Annotated in this window: 13 protein-coding genes and 1 pseudogene; 7 read left to right on the forward strand and 7 right to left on the reverse strand. The window is 61.0% G+C overall.

Features of this window, described 5'->3' with window-relative positions:
- Positions 1-46: 46 nt before the first annotated feature.
- The 3 genes from J7I85_RS18455 to J7I85_RS25760 all read left to right on the forward strand — a co-directional run bounded on the left by J7I85_RS18455 (position 47) and on the right by J7I85_RS25760 (position 3,376).
- Positions 47-820 carry an electron transfer flavoprotein subunit beta/FixA family protein gene (locus tag J7I85_RS18455; RefSeq protein WP_214854758.1) on the forward strand — a complete coding sequence of 258 codons (774 nt, stop codon included), beginning with the start codon at positions 47-49 and terminating at the stop codon, positions 818-820.
- Between the two features lie 51 nt (positions 821-871).
- Entirely contained in the window at positions 872-1,861 is a 990-nt protein-coding gene (locus J7I85_RS18460) for an electron transfer flavoprotein subunit alpha/FixB family protein (RefSeq protein WP_214854761.1), read from the forward strand.
- A gap of 108 nt (positions 1,862-1,969) precedes the next feature.
- The gene (locus tag J7I85_RS25760; RefSeq protein ID WP_308159543.1) at positions 1,970-3,376 is read left to right on the forward strand and encodes a cytochrome b/b6 domain-containing protein; all 1,407 of its coding nucleotides are present in this window, start codon (positions 1,970-1,972) and stop codon (positions 3,374-3,376) included.
- Between the two features lie 310 nt (positions 3,377-3,686).
- Here the strand turns inward: J7I85_RS25760 and J7I85_RS26000 are convergent, their stop codons facing one another.
- A complete protein-coding gene (locus tag J7I85_RS26000; RefSeq protein ID WP_374102495.1) occupies positions 3,687-4,706 on the reverse strand; it encodes an acyl-CoA thioesterase domain-containing protein in 1,020 nt (339 codons plus the stop codon).
- A 1,142-nt stretch (positions 4,707-5,848) separates the two neighbouring features.
- Between J7I85_RS26000 and J7I85_RS18470 the strand changes: the two genes are divergently transcribed.
- From J7I85_RS18470 to J7I85_RS18480, 3 genes are all read left to right on the forward strand, one after another.
- Complete coding sequence (locus J7I85_RS18470) at positions 5,849-6,637, forward strand: citryl-CoA lyase (RefSeq protein ID WP_214854764.1); 789 nt, start codon at positions 5,849-5,851, stop codon at positions 6,635-6,637.
- Between the two features lie 348 nt (positions 6,638-6,985).
- Positions 6,986-7,873: an SDR family oxidoreductase gene (locus J7I85_RS18475; RefSeq protein ID WP_214854772.1), complete on the forward strand. Its 888-nt coding sequence runs from the start codon at positions 6,986-6,988 to the stop codon at positions 7,871-7,873.
- A 117-nt stretch (positions 7,874-7,990) separates the two neighbouring features.
- Complete coding sequence (locus J7I85_RS18480; RefSeq protein ID WP_214854774.1) at positions 7,991-9,169, forward strand: thiolase family protein; 1,179 nt, start codon at positions 7,991-7,993, stop codon at positions 9,167-9,169.
- A 1,224-nt stretch (positions 9,170-10,393) separates the two neighbouring features.
- Here J7I85_RS18480 and J7I85_RS18485 read toward each other — a convergent pair.
- Together J7I85_RS18485 and J7I85_RS18490 are read right to left on the reverse strand one after the other, a co-directional pair.
- Positions 10,394-12,136 (reverse strand): CocE/NonD family hydrolase, encoded by a 1,743-nt coding sequence (locus J7I85_RS18485; protein ID WP_214854784.1) that lies wholly within the window; start codon positions 12,134-12,136, stop codon positions 10,394-10,396.
- Entirely contained in the window at positions 12,133-13,083 is a 951-nt protein-coding gene (locus J7I85_RS18490) for an esterase family protein (protein WP_214854787.1), read from the reverse strand. Before J7I85_RS18490 ends, J7I85_RS18485 begins: the two co-directional genes overlap by 4 nt.
- Positions 13,084-14,380: 1,297 nt before the next feature.
- On the opposite strand from J7I85_RS18490, the gene J7I85_RS18495 reads away from it, so the two are divergent.
- Positions 14,381-15,835 (forward strand): APC family permease, encoded by a 1,455-nt coding sequence (locus J7I85_RS18495; RefSeq protein WP_214854789.1) that lies wholly within the window; start codon positions 14,381-14,383, stop codon positions 15,833-15,835.
- 352 nt (positions 15,836-16,187) lie between these two features.
- Here the strand turns inward: J7I85_RS18495 and J7I85_RS26005 are convergent.
- The 4 genes and pseudogenes from J7I85_RS26005 to J7I85_RS18510 form a co-directional block, all read right to left on the reverse strand.
- Positions 16,188-16,586 (reverse strand): annotated as a pseudogene (locus J7I85_RS26005) (recombinase family protein).
- A gap of 547 nt (positions 16,587-17,133) precedes the next feature.
- On the reverse strand, positions 17,134-17,232 hold the full coding sequence (locus J7I85_RS26010; protein ID WP_214854792.1) for a TetR family transcriptional regulator: 99 nt from the start codon (positions 17,230-17,232) through the stop codon (positions 17,134-17,136).
- A 261-nt stretch (positions 17,233-17,493) separates the two neighbouring features.
- Positions 17,494-18,066, reverse strand: a complete 573-nt coding sequence (locus J7I85_RS18505; protein ID WP_214854795.1) for a DUF4334 domain-containing protein — start codon at positions 18,064-18,066, stop codon at positions 17,494-17,496.
- A 50-nt stretch (positions 18,067-18,116) separates the two neighbouring features.
- A complete protein-coding gene (locus tag J7I85_RS18510; protein WP_214854798.1) occupies positions 18,117-20,273 on the reverse strand; it encodes a glycogen debranching N-terminal domain-containing protein in 2,157 nt (718 codons plus the stop codon).
- Positions 20,274-20,613: the final 340 nt, after the last annotated feature.

The following is a 20,613-nucleotide window of genomic DNA, read 5'->3' on the forward strand; positions in this document are numbered from 1 at the left end:
TGGAATATGAAAAGCGAAAGCGTTAGCTCACCGAGGAGGGTTCTCCATGAAGATTGTTGTGTTGGCGAAGCAGGTTCCGGACACGTGGTCTGATCGTAAGATCGACTTGGAAACCGGAATGCTGGACCGCGGTGCGTCCGAGCCGGTGCCGGACGAAATCAATGAACGGGCTCTCGAGAACGCCCTTCAGCTAAAGGATTCGCGCAAAGATACCGAAATTGTGGTGGTCGCAATGGGGCCGGAGGACGCAGGCAAGACCCTCCGGAAGCTGTTGTCGATGGGCGCGGATTCCGCCGTGTTGGTCTCGGATGAGTCCCTGGCGGGTTCCGATATGGTGCGGACAGCGCGGGTGCTGGCTGCCGCCGTCGGAAAGCTCGGAGGGGTGGATCTGGTCGTTGCCGGCAATGCGGCCACGGACGGGCGAGGCGGAATGGTCCCAGCAATGGTGGCCGAGATCCTGGGGTGGCCGGTACTTCCGGGCTTGGATGAGGTAGTAATCGCCCCGGATACCGTGTCGGGTTGCGCTCAGGTGGACGGCGGCGCTTTGCGCTTGTCATCGGCTTTGCCAGCAGTGGTATCGGTCACGGAGAAGTCGGCGGATGCCCGCTTTCCAAACTTCAAGGGGATTATGGCGGCGAAGAAGAAGCCGTTGACGAGTTGGTCGCTCGTTGATCTGGGGATCGCCGCAACTCCGGAAGTCGCATCGGTGATGGTCTCGGCGTCGGCCCGCCCTGCAAGGCAGGCCGGACCGAAGGTTGTCGACGACGGCACTGCGGCAGCACAGTTGGCCGAGTTCCTGGCGGGGAACCGCCTCATCTGAACACTGGCCACCCTCTTTGACACAGAAGTTATACAGCTGAAGGAAAACACCATGGCAAACACCGGAAACGTTCTGGTCCTGATCGAGACGACCCGCGAGGGATCGCCGAAGTCCACTGCGGCTGGCCTGCTCAGGCTCGCTGCCGACCTCGGCACGCCCGTAGCGGTGGCAGTTACTGCCCCAGGGCGGTCCGGGGACTTGGCCATTGACTTGGGGACCTTGGGCGCTGCCCACGTGTACCTCGCCGAATCGGAGAGCGCCGCCACCGAACTGGGGTCCGCGCAGGTCGGTGCCATGGCAGATGCGGTACATACGTACGGGGCCGGCCTGGCGTTGATGCCGGCGACGAACGACTCCAACGCTGTGGCAGGCAGGCTCGCAATCGTGACTGGCGGTTCCGTAGCCGCTGATGCGGTCGCGGTTCGCTTTGACGAGGAGAGCCAGGAGATCATTGCTTCCCATTCGGTGTTCGGCGGCGACTTCACAACTGAGTCGACGGTAGAAGGTGGACTGATGGTGGTCACGGTGCGTCCGGGCTCCATTGACGGCGGGGCCGAGGCCGTCGCATCCCCTGAAGTTACGACTGCGCACATAGTAACCACCACGGCGAGCGGAGCTAGGATCGATGAGGCCACCGAGGCCGCGGCGAAAGCAGGCAGACCCGTGTTGAGAGGGGCGAAGACCGTTGTCTCTGGCGGACGCGGCGTTGGTTCCAAGGAGGCGTTTAGCCTGGTGGAGGACCTCGCCGACGTGTTGGACGCCGCGGTGGGTGCCTCGCGAGCTGCTGTTGATGCCGGGTACGTGCCGCAGTCCTACCAGGTGGGTCAGACTGGCGTGACGGTGACCCCGCAACTCTATGTGGCGCTGGGAATCTCCGGGGCGATCCAGCACCGGGCAGGGATGCAAACTTCCAAAACGATCGTTGCTATCAACAAGGACGAGGATGCTCCGATCTTCGATGTCGCCGATTTCGGCATCGTCGGGGACGTGTTCACTGTGGTCCCACAACTGATCGAAGAGATCAACAACCGACGCAGCTGACCCGTGCCGGCAGCCTGCTACTCCACTCAGGACCATGATCAGTGGTCCGACGGAGCCCTTCCAACCATTTGAACCCGAAGCTGATACCCAGGTAAAGGACCGAGAGATATGACTAGCGAGCGAAACCCCAGCCAGGCACCGAAACGGCGCCGCATGGGGGGATATACGCCGCTGGCCCTTGAGCACACCGATGCCGAGCCCGTGCCTGCGGAGAGCGTACAGACGCATTTGCAGCAACAACAGCAGGCCGATTCTCAGATTGCAGAGAAGGCCATGACGACGTCGGCGACCACCGACGACGTCACGGCGATGATCGACAGGACGCAGCTTCAGGGAATGGACTTACCGGGGGAGGGGGCGGCGCGGAAACCCGAGCAACTGAAGTCCGCTGCTGAGCATGCTCCTGCACGCAGGCGCCGGATGGGCGCTGCCCCACAGGCGGCCGGAGGGCAGGAGGTCGCGCGGCCATCGACTGATTCTGCGGGCGGGGGCGGTTCTGGTGCCGTCCAGACGGGTTTGGTCACACTGCCGGCCAAAGCGACCTCTTCGACTCGTCTCCTCGGCACAAAGGGGGCGGCCGGGGGCGGCCCCCTAAGTAAGTCGACCGTGGCCGGCCCGGCATGGCGGAAGCCTGCCGTGGCTACCGCCGTATTGTTAGTTCTGGGCCTACTGGTGGTGTTTGGCGCGCGCTGGCTGCGCACCCTTGAGGGTGTGCAACAGTTTGTTATGTCGTACAGCGGGCACGCGTCGCAGCGGGAAGGCGCTCCGGTCGGAATCCCGGCATGGCTGGGCTGGCAACACTTTTTCAACATGTTTTTCATCGTTCTGATCATCCGCACCGGTCTCCAGGTGCGTACGGAGCGTAAGCCTCCCGGCTACTGGACGGCGAAGAAGGACTCGTTCTTCTCCCCAAAGGGCAATAGCCCGAAAAAGGTTTCACTGTCCCAGTGGCTGCACCAGTGTCTGGACGTGCTCTGGGTGGCGAACGGGATGATTTTCATCGCTCTGCTACTTGTCAGCGGACACTGGACGCGGATCGTACCGATGAGCTGGGACATCTTCCCAAACATGCTCTCAGCGGCCGTTCAGTATGCCTCGTTGGACTGGCCTACAGAAAACGGCTGGGTGCACTACAACGCCCTGCAGGTGATGGCCTACTGCCTCACTGTGTTCATCGCCGCCCCGTTGGCGGTCCTGACCGGCGTCCGGATGTCGACTTGGTGGCCCGAACGTGCCAAGCGCCTCACAAAGATATACCCGGTGGAATGGGCGCGGGCACTGCACTTTCCGGTGATGCTCTACTTCGTTGCGTTTACGGTGGTGCATGTGTTCCTGGTGTTCTTCACCGGAGCATTACGGAACCTCAACCACATGTATGGCTCCCGTGACATCGTGGATTGGTGGGGTCTTGTCCTCTTCCTGATCTCCCTGCTGGTCATCGCCGCAGCCTGGTTCCTGACCCAACCGCTGTTCACCACACCCGTCGCAACCCGTATGGGTAAGGTCACCAAATAGTCCAAGCAACCGCAGACGGCGACGATGGCGAACACAGGGCCTGCCACGGAATCAGACCTTTCAAGAAGCCTCGAACGTAAACCTGACAACGCCTGCGTCCTGGAAACCACGTTTAGGATGGGAAAGTGCATATCGGCACGGCCGTGCAGCACAACGACGACAAGACGGCAATTATGTTCTTCGACGTCCACAGCACCGAAATCATCACCGCCGTTGCTGGCCAACGCCTCTCGCCTTTCGGTAATGGCAGGCCCCTATCAGTCACCGCTGATCCTCGCGTAAACCCGTTTCGTCCCGTGGCTATAGCCGGTCAGCGGGCCGGACGGAAGATTGCCTGGGCTTGTGCGACCGGTTTGCTTTCGAAGGCCTTGTCAAGGTCCGCGCCCGGGAAATTGTCTGGCGCATGTGTTGCCGGGTTTCCTGGAGTTGTGCGGCTGCTGAAGAGCTCCACGTCCACGATGTACAAAGAGCGGCCTGTATGGCGGATTCGTGCCCGAGTAGCAATCGGTCCAGTGGACGGGCGGAGAAACACCATCCGCAAGGACTGGAGATCGAAATTTTGAGGGACCGGAATGGCCGCTTGGGCAGCGAGTCCCGCCATCTTGGTAATGGCTCCTCCATGAACGGTCCCGTTGCGATTCATGAACTCATCGACTGCAGGGAAATCCGGCCCCCGAAGGAGGCCCTCGGTATTCGCTGGTCTCCCGTCCGCGGCGCTCGACGGCGGACAACGCATGCCAAGTAACTTGTCCAACGCGACGTCGGATTCGGGCCCTAAGGGCAACGCGCCCATACGGTGGAAATGGTCAAGTGCCCCGGCGGGCGTGGGCCCCACAGTCTGGAACCAACCAACGGCATGTACGTGCTCCCTTCCGTCAGGTCCGCGAAGAGTGCCAAAGGACACTCCTCCCCTGGGATCAACGAAGCCGCTTCTGGTCCAGGCCTCCAGCACGGTGCCGTCAGCAGGTGGCGGCTCCAGGAAGTTTAATTGCAGCTCCGTCGTGACCATCCAAGTAAGCTCCGGGGCGGCGGCGCGGATAGACGTTGCGAGAGTTTGGTCCAGCAGGGAAGCGGCCGTCAATCCCGTGGGGCGCCCCTCCCGGTCCAAGCACCAGACTCCCGTGACCATGGAACCGGTGCATTCCGGTACGGTGCCGTCCACGGCGCCACGCAGTCGGGTTCGCATGAGCCGCTCGACGCGCCCCGAGGTGGGCGCTCCGGAACCGCGAGAGGCTGCGGTGACGGGTTCGGCGTCCGGCGAGGACTTGTCGACGCTCGGAGTTGAAGGAGCCATTTCACGAACATATCGCAATCTTTGCCGCTCCTGCATCCATTGTTCTACTGTGGCGGTAGGACCTTGCCATAGCGTGGCGCGGCTACATCCGCGTTGATCCAGCGTGAGAAGTAAACGCGGATGATACCCAGGCCCTTAAGGGCCGCACGGCGGCTAGCGGCATAGACAGGCAGATAAGTGACCCTACTTGTGGGCTCTTTGTCTCTCTTCGGCCACTACACGCTAGATTTCTCACTAGGTTACAACATATTACTTGTTGCGCAACTAGGAATCATCGAAGGCTGTTGGAAGGCAGCCCCTAGGTGGGTAACGGTTTCGATCAAGAGGTACAGGTGATGGTGCGCGGTCGCGCCATTGGTCGGTGACCTGCCGGGGCAACCGGAGGTCAGACCTTGAACCTACACGATGCATTCCCGGCATGCTCAGCGGAATGGAAGCAAACGATGCAATCCCGAGAACCGGCTGACCGCGTCGTTTTGGTGGACGGTGCTGTAATCGTGGAACAGGGAGCTCCCGAACAAGTGATCGACAACCCTCCACACCAGCGAACTCAGAGCTTTCTGGCGCGATTTTTCATGCAGTAGCATCCATTCCGTTGGCCCTCTGGTCCGATCCTGTCCGTCAGTCTGTAGCTGCTGGTCTGAAATTTGCCCCCAATCCATCCGGGGGAGCGATGTTCCCGAACAGCAGCCGGCCAGCTTTTCTATCCTTGGGGGCCTTATCGCCGCAGTGTGGCGCTGGTCTAGTGCTAATTCACATACAACGATGCCCGGTGGAGCCCGCTTCTGCGCTGGCCTGTATCGAGGCCCCCTTTTGTGTTTGGCCATACTGGCCTAAATTTTCCCGCCCAGGACCTTATAGGTCCGCCCGCTGCAGTGACCTAGATTGCGGCTCGCCACTTGATTGTTGACCAGTAAGTGATATTCTGAGTCGCATGGCTCGTTCTCAAGACAGTCAGAACATGGGCAAAAGGAACGGGTAGTGCGCGAGGTGCGGCTGGCTCGTTCTCAGGCCCCAGGAAAGACGATCCGCGTTGCAAAGACGGTCTAAGAGGAATTGCTGCGCGCACTCGTGAAGCGCACACTGCGGAGCCGTTGCCTCGCGGTGCACAGACGCTCTCTGTGCCATTCGGGGCGTGAAGCTGCTGATTTACATGAACCTACTATTGAGGAATTCGAATGACTACAAGAGACACCAACGCTTGGGAAACTGCCATAGCTGAAGTCGAAAGGGACGACGTAATTATTCGGGGGCACCGCCTCAGTCAACTGATCGGGAGTACCTCATATTCTGAGATGATGTTTCTTGTTCTGACTGGGAACCGTGCAACACCTGGTCAAGCCCGCGTTCTTGATGCTCTGCTCGTCTCAGTGATGGAACACGGAATATCCCCCTCGAGTACGATCAGCAGAATGCTCGCTTCATACGGGGTGCCTATCCAAGCAGGGATTGCGGCCGGAGTGATGACCTTCGGGGATATCCAGGGTGGCGCCGGTCAGCAACTAGCATTGAAGTTGCAGTCGGTTGTTCGTCGAATAGCCGATGACGGTGAGGTCACCGACGAAGCGTTGCAGCGAGCCGCCAAGGAGATTGTGGCTGACAGCAGGGCCCAGCGCTCGCCCCTCGAGGGGTTTGGTCATCCGCAGCATGGTGCGGATCCGCGGACTCCTATTCTGATGGATCTCGCCAAGGAGGAGGGAGTTTTCTCTCATCACTCGTCATTGCTTGCCCATCTGGAACATGAATTGGCTCAGGCGGTTGGGCGTACGATTCCAGCCAACATCGATGGCGCGATTGCCGCCCTCATTCTTGATCTCGGGTTCACCTGGGAGACGACGCGAATCTTCTTCGTCGCACCTCGGTCGGTCGGCCTCGCAGCCCACTATCTGGAGGAGACTGCACAAGGAAATACTTGGCGACACGTTCCTGCCGACCAGGTAAATTACACTGGGCCAATGCCATCCTAATTGGTAAATAAAGCATAGGGACAATGGATTCAGCGAAGCTTGATTGTGGCAATAGGCAAGGAACTTTGTCCCAGTATCCTCTCCAAAGAGAATATGGCCTTTTCTGCAAAGATCATTGATTGACTGTTGACGGGGCCGTTCCGCAGGCTTTAAGCATCAGACAGCCGGTGACATATTGATGTATTTAAGACCCGCTGAATTCTACAAGTCTGGCGTTTGAAGTCTGTCGAGCCGGTTGCGCAATAATCCGATGGAGTCAGAAGTTTAGGTTTATCGCACGTTAGCTAGAGAATCTCTTGCTTCAGCGGTGAGTAGTCAAAGAACAATCGAACGAATGGGAGTCGGTTTATGGGTGTTCTGGATGGAAGAGTGGCGATCGTGACGGGCGCTGGACGCGGCCTCGGCCGCGAGCACGCCCTACTGTTTGCGGCCGAAGGCGCGCGGGTAGTTGTAAATGACGTCGGGGGAGCGAGCGCGGACAGCGGTCCGGCGCATGACGTGGTTGCTGAAATCATTGCTGCGGGCGGGGATGCCGTGGCTAACACTGACAGCGTGAGTGACTGGCATGGCGCGCAGCGGCTGGTCGAGACCGCAGTACGGGAATTCGGCGACCTCCATGTGGTGGTGAATAACGCGGGCATCATGAGGGATCGGACATTGATCAACATGACCGAGGAGGAGTTTGACTCGGTGGTGGACGTCAATCTTAAGGGCACTTTCGCTGTCAGCCGGCACGCGGCTGCGTATTGGCGTAACCAATCAAAATTGGGGTTGGCCGCTGACAGGGCGATTATCAATACTTCCTCGGCCGCGGGTCTAGAGCCCGGGGCAGGTCAGACGAACTACGCCGCAGCGAAAGCTGGGATCGCTGCCATGACGCAGGTCGCGTCGAAGGAGCTAAAGAGGTATGGCGTACGGGTCAACTGTATTGCGCCGGCGGCGCGGACCCATTTGACTCTGTCCACGCCGGGGCTCAGTGAACAGGTCGCTGAGCCGGAATCCGACACGGATTTTGATAGCTGGCACCCCGGAAATATCTCACCGCTGGTCGCCTTCCTGGCGGCTGAGCGCTGCGCCCTCTCCGGCCATATGTTCCGCGTGGTGGGTGATCTGATTGGTGTCTACGAAGGATGGCGGGTCGTAGATACATACGAGAACGGTAACCGGTGGAGTGTGCCGCAGATCGAGCAGGCACTTGTGGGCGTCGCAGCGGAGCCCCTCGTCCAGGGGGCTTAAGCCAAACACTTGTTTGTCAACCAGCAAGTGCTAGAATTGGCTAAGGCTACCTGAGCAAACGACCCGTACTTTAGCGGAGCCTTTTCGTTTTATTTGAGAGAGTGAACTGGAGAAACTATGACCGACCGCGTAGCGATCGCTGGAATTGGAATGACTTCTTTTGGAAAGTTTCTTGATCGATCGGTGAAAAGCCTCTCGGAGGAAGCTGTGAGGCTAGCGCTGGAGGATGCCGGAATCGGCGCCGAGGAAGTTGACCGTGTCTACTTCGGTAACTCAGCATCTGGAGTCATCACCGGGCAGGAGATGATTCGAGGCCAAGCCGCGCTTAGGAACACCGGCCTCATGGGTAAGCCCATAATCAATGTCGAAAACGCTTGCGCTACGGGCAGCACGGCGTTTCATCTGGCGTGGCAGACGGTAGCAAGTGGCCAGGCGGATGTTGTCTTGGTGGTGGGAGCGGAGAAGCTTAGCCATGTAGACAAGGCTGTCTCCATCGCAGCGTTCGGAGGAGCCGTGGACAAGGAAGAAGAACTTCCGTCGCACGTCGGTTCTGGCACCGGATCCATTTTCATGGATATCTATGCAGAGCGTACTCGCCGGTACATGGACGCTACGGGAACGACACCAGCTGATTTTGCGCGGATAACCGTTAAGAGTCGCCATGCTGCCTCGCTCAATCCCTTCGCGCAGTTTCGTAAAGAGACGACGGTCGAGGAAGTCTTGGCAAGCCGGATGATCAGTGAACCCTTGACGCTTCCTATGTGCTCTGCGATCGGCGATGGGGCAGCAGCGATAGTCGTGTGTTCCTCCCGCGTGGCGTCCAAGCTATCAAGATTCAGGCCTGTTTGGGTGGCCAGCTCGGCGCTTGTTTCGGGCTCAGCGGATCCGACGAAGCCAAACGCTTCGTCTCGAGCCGCGAAGGAGGCCTACGAGGCAGCTTCGATTGGTCCCGAAGACGTCCATGTGGCAGAGGTTCACGATGCATCCGCCCCTGGCGAACTGATCAATTACGAAGTCATGCAGTTCTGTGCGCCGGGGGCGGCAGCGGAACTGTTGCGTAGCGGTGCGACGGACCTTGGCGGAAGGATTTCTGTAAATCCGAGCGGCGGTTTGCTCAGCAGAGGGCACCCGATTGGCGCCACAGGAACCGCTCAAATATTCGAACTCGTCCACCAGCTGCGCGGAGAAGCGGGCGCACGGCAACGGGAGTCGGCAAGGGTCGCTCTGGCGCAGAATTCCGGGGGACAGGTGGGCGGTGACTCGGCCGCAGCGGTGGTCTCCATCCTTGTATCCTAGGTTTCCTTCGCTGGTATCTTTAACTAATGGTCGTGGCTGCTTGCTCTAGGGCGAGTAGACGCTCTGTCCTGTCAAAGGGGATGCGGACTCCGTCCGCATCCCCTTTGTGCTCTTCTGCTACTTAACCTGGGTGGGGATGGCGCACGCGCCGCTGCGGCACTAATGGGCCCCCGTCGGTTGACCTGCCAGCACGAAGGGCTGGCGCGAGAGCTGCGATAATTCAGCACTTGGCTGGCGGTTGGAGTTAAACGCAGCGCGATTGAGCCCAAATCTCCCAGGGGCAGTTCCGGCCAGCGGTGTAAAGGCAATAAACCAGGCTGACCGCGCAGTGGTCTCGCCCATAAGCTCAAAATTCGTCGATGAAGAGCGCATTAATGGTTGCAAGCAATTGCGATTCCTTCTGAAATTGGCGCGACCTGAATTTGGCGCGATGCTGGCGTTTAAGGGCGCTATTTAGATGTTCTGACCTAATTCTTGGCGAGGCCTTCGCAGGGCTGTGACTGTTGCGCGTGAACTTTCGATCGCCGATCCGGTGCGGGCCGGTCACGCGAATGTAAGCCCGGGGTCAGCCGCGCGTTCAACGATGGGGAGAGCATGGCTTCCAACTGCTCATCCATCTCCAGGCCAACAGCGACGGGGCTTGAGACCTCACGTGCGCTGGATGACGTCCTCGAAGCCGGCCCTGGGTCTGAGGGAGGATCCCGGAGCAGACGTAGCGGGAACGATCATCCACGGTTTGGTGGATACTCGCATAGCCGCGTAGCAGGCTCCGGCGCTCTCCGCCGTCGAGGTTCCACACGCCTCATTCCCCGACAGCGGGTACTCATACCGGCGGTCGCGTTCACGGCGGATCCTGGTTCCGGTGGCGTCCGTGGAGGGCAGTGATATCAACGAAGGACGCGGGGGATCGTGGGAATGTTCAAATGCCGATGGGAAGCGATCCTGGCCGGTCCTCATCGCTTGGATGTTCCCAGTCCAACGACCCCGTGTTGTGCCCGCAGCGCGCTGCGGTGGGAGCAGGCCCGTGGCCGGCAGCGTCGATACTACATGTCGGCTCCCTGGGCTTGCCGTATCCGTTTTCGCCCACCGGGCAGCGGTCGGCACCGAAAGATTGAACAGTTCAGCGACGCGCATTGAAGGCCAGTGGCCGCTATCGGCAATCACGCACTCAACAGATAAGTGACGTCAGGTCCTACTGTGCCGGACAGTAGGACCTGACGTCATTTAGGTCCCGGAAGGTGTAGTTGGATCCGGGACGACGGGCAGCTCGATGTACGACGGACGGCGAGCGTCGTGGTAGAGCCGCTGATGAGCGGTGACGAACTCCGTCCCCTTCTGGTCACCCGTGTTAAGGTTTCGGTCCCACCGAGGGAAGCAACTGTTGGTGACCTGCACCCTGATCCTGTGTCCGGCCAGGAACACATTGCTTGTTGACCATAGATCGATCTCGATCTCCTGAGCCTCGTCTGCACCGCTGTCTATGCGGAGGATTCCGTCGGTCAGGTTTAGAGACCGCCCGTCGGCGTCCACGTCACAGAGACGGGCGACCCAGTCCGTCGACGGCGTCGAGCTCTGGACGTGCAACCGTACCCGGATCGGCCCTGTCACCTCAAGGTCCTTCTCAAGCACCTCTGAGGTGAAGACGAGCACATCCGGTCGCGACTCGACCAGCGCTTGGTCATGAGGACCCCGTCCTGGTGTGAGCGCCATTGGCCCACCATACGTGGGGACCGGGTCCGCCGGGTCATAGTCGATCTCACTCGGCCCTGCCTCAATGGGCAACGCGGTCGTGGCAAGGCCACCATCGGCATGCAGGTGCCAGCGCTCGGTGCTGGCGCGCTGCAGAGGCCAAGCTTCCTCGTCCCGCCATTCGTTGCGTCCCATCACGAATATCCGTACCGGAGCCGAGGCTCTTACAGGTGCATCATCCGTGAGGTGACCGCGGAGAAACGCCAGCACCTCATCGCTCCAGCTCCCATTCGGATGGGCCCCCGCGTCCCGGCTGGACATGATCCCGAAATCCTGCGCGCCGATCCGGTTGCCGAAGTCCAAGTGCGTCCACGGTCCGATGATCAGTCGCGATTCCCGGCCGAGGTCGCGCATTGTCGTGTAGCTGTCGATGGTTCCCTGCAAGCAGGTGTCGAACCAGCCTCCCGAGTTCAGGCTAGGGATCTGGACTCGCGCGTGGCCCCCGGCGACACGCATGTGCTGTGTGGCCTCCACATCATTGGCTTCGCTCGGCTCCACAAACACCGGCGTGCGGTGCCGACGTAGCACGGGCAGCTCGGTGGCCGGTAATCCCCAGTAGCCGTCCTTCTCGAGACTGTCGAAGTCTTCAATAAGGGCCGCAGACCGGGCGGCCATCTCGTCGCCCGTCAGGCCCTGTCGCGACAACCAGTCGAACCCGGCGGCCAGCGACCACGACGCGATGACCGATATCTGGGTGGCACCACCGCGGGCCACCAAGGCTTCACGCGGCTCTGTCCACGTCATCAGGGGCGTGATCGCCTTCAACGCGGGTGGCTGCTGAAATGCGGCCTGCCATTGCGTGTTCCCACAGTAACTGCCGCCGAGCATGCCAACGCGCCCGTTGGAGCCGGCAAGCTGAGCGGCCCAAGCAATTGTGTCAGCGCCGTCAGCACCCTCGTGTTGCAGCGGCTCCCATTCACCGTCAGACGCATAACGTCCACGGACATCCTGGATGACCATGATGAACCCTCTTCGCGCCACTTCTGTCGGCGAGAAGCCATTCCACACGTTGTCCGCAGCGCCGGCCTTGTTGTAGGGCGTACGCACGACCAACGTCGGCCAAGGACCATCCCCCGCCGGCCGGTAGACGTCAGCCCGGAGCACGACGCCGTCGCGCATTCGCGCGGGCACGTCAAATTCCACCTGCACTGACGTTGGCGCCTCAGCATCCGCGTTCATAACACTGCTCATTTCCTGCGCTTTCATGTCCTGAGTCATTTGTCTTCCACCTGGTCACGGAAGATCCACCGAAGGGTTTCGGGAAACACCGCACCAGCATGCCCGAGGGTATGTCCGCCGCTGCCAAACACGAACATCGAATCGTAGCGGCGATACTTCAGGGCCGCGTCGAGGTCGTGGTTCGCGATGGGGATGTTGCCGTAGATGATGTCGACGTCGCGCTTTCCCGACTGGTGCCAGACCCGGATCGGCTTGCGCGGAGTGCGCCGGACCATGCTGGGCAGATTGTGTGCACCGCGGATGTTGATGAAGCTTCCGCAGTGCGAGATCACGTTTCCGAACTCGTCGGGGCGGTGGAAGGCTGCGGTGAAGGCGCCTGCGCCACCGGAGCTGAAGCCGCAGATGACGCGGCCCTTTGGGTCGTCGGTCAGTCGGACTTTGGTCCGGATAACGGGAAACAGCTCCTCCACGAGGTAGCGGGCGAAGTCCTCACTGACAGTGTCATACTCGACACCACGGTTCGTGCTTCCACCGTAGATCGGGTAGCCCGGTCCCGTCTCCCCAGGGTTGTGGAACAGGCCGACGGTCATGGGGATCTCGCCCTTATGCACGAGGTTGTCCAGCACCGTGGTGGCACGACACTGCTCTCCGGCGTACTCCAGGCCGTCCAGGCAAACCATCAGGTTGACCGAGTCCGCCTCCTCGGCACCATGCGGCAGGTACAGGTAGACACTGCTCGTCACGCCTGGATAGACGGTGTGACTGGTCCACCGGAAGTGGTAGTACTTCCCGGCGGGAATGCCTTCCTGCGGCAGCGACTCGGAAGTCAGGCGGTACTCGGACACCGTGTCGTTTTCTGATAACTCGTAAGTGGCAATGTCCTTGCTCGGGAGCGTGTCCGCCAAGTCGTCGTCGCCTGTCATCATTCCCCAGTGGTCGAGCTCTACAAGTTCGAGCTCGATTGTGGCTGTCTGCGAATGGTTCATGGTGAATCACCTTTCCTTTCATATGGTCGTGATCTCTTACCTTGCTCAAGTGCACCGCATCAAACGTGGGGTGATCGCCCCTGGCCCACTGTCGTTACCGACTTTTTCAAAAGGCCCACTGCTGAACATCTGGGTCTACAGTTGCCCCCGTACTTCCCGGACTCAGCGATCCCTGGCCCACGTTGACGGATCGGAGACATCCGAATAAGCGATTCGTAGGTCCGGTGGATTACCGGACTGCCGCTGGGGCGTTGAGCTCGAAACGTTTCGGGTACTCACCATTTGTGGCGAGCGAGAGCGTCCGATGGTGAATCCTTGCCTGCCGCTGTGACAAGCGTAAAAAACCCCAACGCCAAGCACCCCGACGACGACAGTTGCGCGCCATCGTCGGAATCGGCTTAAGCGCCGCCGGCTCCCTCTGATTACGTGCCCTCAGGTGGCCTCCCTATGTCCTACGTATTCGACGACTGTAAATCCTGTGGCCTCTTGAGGCTCTTGAGTGACCTTGGAGCTGCCGTCCAGTGCACCAATCCAACACCGTCGCGTCAGCAGCATGAGTCGACTTTTCCCCAAGTGAAATGCTTCGGCAAGTAGTGGTTTAACCAATCGACGCAGAGGGACTTGGGGCTATTCCAGTGCCCATACCACTTCGGCGGGCGTAGCCCGGGTCACCGACGAAAAACGCCTCTAGAGCTGCCGGGAGATTGGGGTGCCCATAATCGAGGCCTACGAGCTCTACAAGCTCGAGCACGTTTGGTATCCCGTATGCAGCCACCAGTTTCCTAGCGCCACCGGCGTCAACTCGGAGTGGCTCGACCTGCGGAACGGGTCATGCCGTGGTCTATGGGCAGCGGGATGTATTCGTCCCAGATGTGACGCCGGGCAGCTGGAAGCGAATCCAAATTTGTTGCTGCCGTGGCCGACCCAATGAGAGCAGAAGCGGCGATGCAGCTGTCGATAGCGCAGTAACGTCGAGAACCTCGTCGTTACTGCGCGCCCAAAGTCGTGCAACTCCGCTTCTGCTGCCAGCTTGATATCGGGGCGCCGGGTGTTCGCGATTGGGAGGACGCCAAAGTCCTAAAGGCTAGTTGGTAAAACAACTAGTTACCAGCAGATGAGTAAGCGACGAACATCGTATTCAGACCATCGGCATGTGATGCATGTCCCAACAAGCGAGCAGGCCCTTGTGACCGTGACTATGCACTCCTAAGGAGCAGCCGCTCGTGTCGGACCGCGCGGAAGGCGCGGCTCCTGTCTCGGGGACAACAATTCTCTTTTAGGAAGGTACTAATCGAATATGGACGTAATGAGTTCAGTGGGTACTAAGGCGCCGCCACAGAGCCAGCCACACCTGAAGGGCAACATGGGGTTCCTCGCGCTGTTCTTCAGCGTGGTGGCGTACAACGCCCCCCTGGTCGTCGTCGTCGGGGCCATCCCCATCATGGTGAGCAGCGGGGCAGGCCTGGGCACGCCAGTGTCGTTCATCATTGCAGGGGCCATCCTGGGGGCGTTCGCTGTCGGCTTCACGCGAATGTCCAAAATTATGCCGAAGCCAGGCGGCTTCTACTCGATGATCACAGCCGGACTCGGGCGGGAAATCGGCCTTGGCTCCGGTCTGGTGGCACTTCTGGGTTACTTCAGCGCCTACGCCGGAAGCGTCGTGTTCGGAGGTGTCGTAATGGGAGAGTTGGTACATGGCACCCTCAACGGGCCAGACCTCCCTTGGTACGTCTGGGCAAGCATCTTCTGGGCGGGCAGCTCGGTCCTCGGCTATTTCAAGGTCGAACTGTCAGCAAAGGTGCTGACGCTCTTCCTGTTCCTTGAGGTCGTCATCGTCGTCTCTTACGACGTCCTGGTCTTCGTCAATGGCGGAGCGAGTCATGAGGGCATCTCCGCAGCGCCGCTAAGCCCGATGCACTGGTTCGACGGGTCCTTCCCCCTGGGCTTGCTCTTCGCTCTCGGAATGTACGCAGGCTTCGAGGTGACCGTCCTGTTCCGTGAGGAGGTCCGAGATCCCAGCCGAACGATTCCCCGCGTCACCTATGCCGTGATCGCCTTAGGGACGGTCGTCTACGGCCTGTCCGCACTGTTGTTCATCAACTCGATCGGCCTCGACACGGTCGTCGAAGCCGCTACCGCTGACCCGACCGGTTCGATGACGGCGAGCCTGCAAGCCTTCGGCGGGAAAGTCCTCGCGGACGCCGCAACCGTCCTCGTCAATACGAGCACCTTTGCGGTGATCCTCGCGGCGCACAACATCTCGGCCAGATACTCCTTCAATCTGAGTGCGGATGGAATCCTTCCGCGGAAACTGAGCAGGGTGCACGCTCGCCACGGCTCGCCGCACGTCTCGTCCATGGCCGTTAGTGGTGCAGGCCTGGTTGTGAGCCTTGTGGTGATTTTCACGGGCATAGGGGCCATCGACTTCTATACGGCTCTGCTCGGGATCACCAGCTTCGTGATCCTCGGAGTGATTTTCGTGACAGGTATCGCAGTGCCGGTCTATCTGCGTCGTCATGGCGGGCAGCACTCGGTGTGGAGCCGAGTCGTCTTCCCGACCTTGTCACTTATCGGCCTGGGGTCCGGACTGATCCTCGCGGGGGTCAATTTCCCCCTCCTCGTCGGCGGCTCCCACGTCCTCGCAACCATTTTGATGGCGCTGATCGTCGGCCTGTTCGTGCTCGGCATTGTTCTCGCCGTGGTTTACCGACGGACCAAGCCGGCGACCTATGCCCGAATCGGCCGGCAGTAAGGTCCGGCATCGGCTAGGCAAGAGGAAGCCGAAAGCTCCGAACTCAACGGTCTGCACCGCAGAAGGGGACGATACAAGGGGGCCGATGTGACTGCTCCCCGTGAGCTGGACCAACATCAGGTCCGGTTCGCAGGGAGCAGTCTCGCACAGGTAGGCACTATTCTTCCCGGTGGCATTCCCGCGTCCGACAGTTGGGTCCAAGAAAACCTGGACTACTCCGGCAGCACGCTCGGAACTGGTGCCAGCGCTGCCCTTAGGGATGTTCCTGACCGCCGGGGCTCCAAGGCCTGACCAAACGGAATCGTTCCGGTCACGCTAGCCCTCCACCACCAAGTCCCTATGGCCAGGACGCCTACCTTATGGTCAAGCTTGTCGGACGTACGGCCGGGGCAGTGGCCCGCTGGACCAGCTCCGCCGCCCGATCGGGAGTAAGCATCTTTTTCCGCTCTCTATAAGCGCCGCGCTGCTTCTATAAGCGCCGCGCTGCTTCGCCAAGGCGATACCTCACGCCCTTGCGGGCCCGCCGTTGCACCAGGGCGCAAGTCATCCAGTTTGCGGGCCGGCCGGTCCATAGTGTGCACCACGACCGTATCCCCGTCGCGGCGAAGCCCAGCAGTTGTTGCGGCCAGGCAGTGTCCCTGCCAGAGGCCTTGTCCGTGAACACCCGGTCCAGAACTAGCCCGCAGAGCTGGCGCTTCTCGTTCTGATCCAGCGTGCTCACCCACACGTACCCAATGCGTTCACCAGCCACCACTGCCTCCAACCCTCGTACATGTGGGATTGAGTTCTAGGGGCTTCCCAGATGAACGTCAAGAGGTACAGATCCTGGGCGTCAGGTTAGGGCGTGATTCTGTCCGGCATGCACGGCTCATGCTCCAACCACCGGGGACGAAATCGATAAGCAACGCCAGCCGCACGAGAGTCAATTGACGCCAATTGTGGCTTGCCAGCCGACTGGGCGGGTGTGACAACCTATTCCTAGCCGGGAATCGTGACAAGAAACAGCATCCGCCGGAGCCTCGCTAGGTTCGGCGAGGGTTGTGGGCAGACTGGCGTCCTGCCAGAACAGGTCGCGTGGGGCTTCAACGTTGCCAAGGGAATTGGCGAAAGTGCAATTCCACCACGTTCTTGTCCTGTGCGCCTTGACCGAGCCGCAGTCCGGAGCGGCACACAACTTGCGTTGGCCCTGGTAAACGAGCTCATCAGCTGGCGCATGTCTTCTGGGAGTGATCCTGTGTGTCGATCATGTCAAGATCGATGCCGCTGCGCTCGTTGAACGCTGCCACGACAAGCGTGGCTTAGTCTGCCCAGTGCCGATACAGCCTTGCTTTGCTGGCACCAACGACCTCGGCGAGAGCATCAACGGTCGTCCCTTCGTAATCGATCTCAGCGACCACGGCGATCGCGGTGTGTCGAGGATCTCCGCCCGGCGCGTCGCCGACAACCGCGCTCGTGACCTCTTCGCGGGACCGGTGGCGACGGGCGTCGTGCTCCCACTATCCGGCGACCCAGACCACTGGGGGAGAGAAGCGCCGTAGCGCGTGCATTGCTCGTCCACCCAGGACGACCAAACGCTTCCTCTTCGCCAGGCCCTTATCAATGTCGTCTAGCACCTTGTCTGGTCACCATGAGAGGAGAACGATCAGCAGCCGTGAGCTTCACCGGAGGTTCCACGCGAGCTCACCCGCCGATCCCGTCCGTCGCAGAAGGAAGACGAACGGAGCGGTAGCGCCCCGCAGGTCCATGACACCCAGCAGTGTGTTGTCGTCGATCTTTCGGAAGTGATCGTTGATCGGCAGCGCATCGTAGGACATTGTCCCGGTCACGACTCCGCGGTACTCGATCATCCGCAGTCGTGCACGCGGCTCGTGAGTCCGTCGCAGTCGAAGAACGCGTTTGGTGATAGTCGCTACCGCGCCGTTGTGCAAGACCGCGGCATTCCGAACCACGAACCCCATCGGCAAGCCGGCTGGGTTCACGTTGAACTTGCCGCGCTTGTCTTCGAAGACCAGAGGGTGCGCGTTGTCGGCGTCGTCGAACCGCTTCCCCCACCACCCGAACTTTTCAAGGAGGCCGTCGAAGGCGTTGCCCGTGTCGACCCCCGATCCCTTCCATGCACCATGCAATTCAGCGACCTTCACGGCCGACAGCTCATCGAACAGCGCCAACGCGTCCTGCAGGTCCCGCGTGGCTTCGATCCTTGCCAGGCGGGCTGTGGAATCAAGTGTCACCTTTTCACTTCACTCCTCATCGGAACTTGCTCGTTTCGAAGAGCGACTCGCTAGGCCCTTGGATGTTGGGCGGCTTGCTCCACGAGTTCGTTAATCCACGGCCGGTGCCCGCGGTGGAACACCATGCCTTCGGGCAGCCCTTGGACGGTTGGGACGGAGTCGGCGATGTCGATGGTGATCCGGCCGCCGGCCATGGGGGCGTTGGTGATGTGCAGATCACCAAAGGACGCCGGGAGCACCGGATCCATCCACAGGCTGCCGCGGGAAACATGGGCGTCGTACCGCATTAGGGTCGTCACCAGGCGGATCGGTGTGGTCGCTGCCCACGCCTGCGGTGAGCATGCCGTGGGATAGGGGACGGGCTCGGTGAACTGGTCCCGACTAAATCCGCAGAACAGCTCCGGCAACCGGCCGCCGGAGAACTCGGCAGCCTCCAGCAGGGCCGTGGCGATCCGCTGTGCCTCGGCCACGAAGCCGTAGCGCAGGAGGCCGGCGGCAATGAGCGCGTTGTCGTGTGGCCACACCGATCCGTTGTGGTAGCTCGCCGGGTTGTATGCGCCCATGTCGGCTGCCAGGGTCCGCACGCCCCAGCCGCTGAACATTTCCGGGGACATCAGACGTTCGGCCACCAGCGGGGCCTTGTCCTCGTCGACGATGCCCAGGAACAGGCAGTGGCCCATGTTGGACGCACACGCATCGACTTGCCGTTTCCTGCCATCGAGCGCTACGGCGTAATACCCGCGCTCTGGCATCCAGAACTGCTCGTTGAACCGTTTCTTCAGCTGGGCCGCCCGCTCAGCGAGCCCGTCCGCAAGTGCCACGTCGCCGGCGTCGTACGCCATCCAGGCGCGCGCCAAGTACGCGGTGTAGACGTAGGCCTGCACCTCGCACAGCGCGATGGGCGGCTCGGCCAAGGTCCCGTCGGCAAAATTGATGCCGTCCCAGGAGTCCTTCCAGCCCTGGTGGATCAGCCCCTGAGGATTGAGGCGCTGATACTCGACGAACCCGTCACCATCTCGGTCCCCGTAGTCCCGGATCCAATCGAGCGCACGGTCCGCGTTTGGCAGCAGCGCGGCGATGGTGTCTTTGGCGAAGCCCCAGCGGCTCACCGATCCCAGCACCACCACGAACAGCGGCGTGGCGTCGACGCTGCCGTAGTAGGCGGACTTGCCGCCAAGGGATAGTCCGCTGGAGACATCGAGCCTGACTTCGTGCAGTATTTTGCCTGGCTCCTCCTCGCTCATCGGATCCTCCACCGTGCCCTGCCGGTCTGCCAGGGTCTGCAGCGTCCCCAGGGCCAAGGACGGATCCACCGGCAGCGCCATTGACGATGCCCACAGCGAGTCCCGGCCGAACAGCGTCATGAACCAGGGCGCTCCGGCGGCCACCACAACCCGCTCCGGGTGCTCCGGATCCTCAATGCGGAGGGCGCCCAGGTCGTCGTAACTCCGCCGCAACGTCCGCTCGATCGACCGGTTACCCATCTGCAGCACGGGGATCTTCGCCACCCACTCTTGCCGGCGCCGGTCCCGGGGGGAAAGTCCCTCTCCGTCACCATGGACGAACGACGCCGCGGCAGCGGCCCCCTCGGTGCTGGGCGTCACGGTGAGTACCGTGCTCCACTGACCACGCGGCGCAACGGATATCCGGTAGGTCAGGGCTTCTGGAGTAACGTCAGCCCCGGGGGCCTGGACGGTGAGGCCTTTCCGGACCTGCTGCCAGACGCCCAGAATGCTAAGCGTCTCGCCGCGCGCGTGGCGGGTCTCGTCCCAGCGCCGCTGGACCCGCGCCTCCTTGACCTCGAAAAGATCGGCGAAATCCGCTTCAATTTCTAGGGAGACCACGCAGTCGGCCGGCTCCAGGGAGTAGTTGCGGACGGTGATCTGCTCCTGGATGCCGGCCCCGACCTCGCGCAGCCGCTCCACTATTAGCGGGCTATCCGCATATCCATCCGAGTGGGCAACGCGGCAGGCAAACAGTGCCCGGTACGGCTCCTTCGTCTCCGCGGCGAGGGGCTCCAGCGGTTGGCCATTGAGCGTCAGGCTCCAGCCGGAGAGGATACGGGTGTCGAGGACGAAGAGACCGTGCGGATGTTCGGGATGGATGTCCCCGTTCGCCAGGGAAATGCAAAAAGATGATCCCTCGACCAGGGTGACGGCTCCGGCGCCCAAGGGGCCGGCCGCCGTGTCAGCATTCCAACCAGCCATCGCCGGCTCCTTCAAGAAACCAACACCAGCGCGCCCTGGCGCTCAGGTCGGGCTTGTGCCTATCGCCGCCGTTTTCTCCTATCGACCCTACTCTTACGTACTCTCCAACGCCAGGGCGCGTTGAGTCGTAAATACCCTCCGCGAAGGGGGATACGTTGCCTCATTAATAATCCTCCGGCTGGGTCGGCGGTTGCCGGGGTGGGCGGATGCGGGTTACGCCGGGTGGATGGGATTGACGATGGCTGAGCGCAAGGCCGTGACGAAGCAGCTGGCGAGGTCCTATCGGGCCGGGGACAGGGTCCGGAAGGGAAGGATCCTTGACGAGGTCGTTGAGCTGACT

Source organism: Arthrobacter sp. ISL-65 (genome assembly GCF_018613795.1).
Classification (GTDB): Bacteria; Actinomycetota; Actinomycetes; order Actinomycetales; family Micrococcaceae; genus Arthrobacter.

Bases quoted from the DNA above. Each gene is read 5' to 3' on its own strand.
- J7I85_RS18455 (WP_214854758.1), top strand. From the start codon at position 47: ATGAAGATTGTTGTGTTGGCGAAGCAGGTTCCGGACACGTGGTCTGAT.
- J7I85_RS18475 (WP_214854772.1), top strand. From the start codon at position 6,986: ATGGGTGTTCTGGATGGAAGAGTGGCGATCGTGACGGGCGCTGGACGC.
- J7I85_RS18480 (WP_214854774.1), top strand. From the start codon at position 7,991: ATGACCGACCGCGTAGCGATCGCTGGAATTGGAATGACTTCTTTTGGA.
- J7I85_RS18485 (WP_214854784.1), bottom strand. From the start codon at position 12,136: ATGACTCAGGACATGAAAGCGCAGGAAATGAGCAGTGTTATGAACGCG.
- J7I85_RS18490 (WP_214854787.1), bottom strand. From the start codon at position 13,083: ATGAACCATTCGCAGACAGCCACAATCGAGCTCGAACTTGTAGAGCTC.
- J7I85_RS18460 (WP_214854761.1), top strand. From the start codon at position 872: ATGGCAAACACCGGAAACGTTCTGGTCCTGATCGAGACGACCCGCGAG.
- J7I85_RS18495 (WP_214854789.1), top strand. From the start codon at position 14,381: ATGGACGTAATGAGTTCAGTGGGTACTAAGGCGCCGCCACAGAGCCAG.
- J7I85_RS18510 (WP_214854798.1), bottom strand. From the start codon at position 20,273: ATGGCTGGTTGGAATGCTGACACGGCGGCCGGCCCCTTGGGCGCCGGA.
- J7I85_RS26000 (WP_374102495.1), bottom strand. From the start codon at position 4,706: ATGCAGGAGCGGCAAAGATTGCGATATGTTCGTGAAATGGCTCCTTCA.
- J7I85_RS18470 (WP_214854764.1), top strand. From the start codon at position 5,849: ATGACTACAAGAGACACCAACGCTTGGGAAACTGCCATAGCTGAAGTC.
- J7I85_RS25760 (WP_308159543.1), top strand. From the start codon at position 1,970: ATGACTAGCGAGCGAAACCCCAGCCAGGCACCGAAACGGCGCCGCATG.